At 66.8% G+C, this 681-nt stretch carries 1 protein-coding gene; it reads right to left on the bottom strand.

Annotated features, from left to right (window positions below; all coding sequences use genetic code 11):
* Positions 1-681: recombinase family protein (locus HNV26_RS37405; RefSeq protein WP_171453045.1), on the bottom strand; the 681-nt coding region annotated here is incomplete at both ends.

The raw sequence follows: 681 nt of genomic DNA, 5'->3' as shown, positions 1-681 counted from the left end.
TCCTGCGTCGTCCATTTCCGAGCCGCGCGCGTGGCACCACTCTGCGCCTCGTACCGCTTCGTCTTGCGCCCCGTCTCGTTGAGGAGGCGCGACACCACCGAGGCCTGCTGGTGCTGGAGGTACAACTCGAAGGCCTCCCGCACCACCACCGCCTCGTACTCATTCACCACGAGGCGCTTGTCCTTCACCTCGTAGCCCAGCGGCGCGCGGCCTCCCGTCCACTTCCCCTTGCGCCGCGCGGCGGCCACCTTGTCCCGCGTGCGCTCGGAAATCATCTCGCGCTCGAACTCGGCGAAGGACATCAGCATGTTCAACGTCAGGCGCCCCATCGCGTCCGCCGTGCTGAAGTTCTGCGTCACCGAGACGAAGGACGCGCCCGCCGCGTTGAAGCGCTCCATGACTTTCGCGAAGTCGAGAAGGGAGCGCGAAAGGCGATCCACCTTGTACACCACCACCACGTCCACCCGGCCCGCGTCCACGTCCTGCAACAGTCGCTGGAAGGCGGGCCGCTCCATGTTGGCCCCGGTGAAGCCGCCGTCGTCGTAGCTCTCATCCAACAACACCCAGCCGGGCTGGCGCTGCACGTAGGAGACACAGGACTCGCGCTGGGCATCCAGCGAGTTGAACTCCATCTCCAGGCCCGCCGCCGTGGACTTGCGCGTGTAGACGGCGCAGCGCTTC

The sequence above is a fragment of the Myxococcus xanthus genome, from assembly GCF_013116825.1.
Taxonomy (GTDB): Bacteria; Myxococcota; Myxococcia; order Myxococcales; family Myxococcaceae; genus Myxococcus; species Myxococcus xanthus_B.
This window is presented reverse-complemented; position numbering and strand designations above follow the sequence as displayed.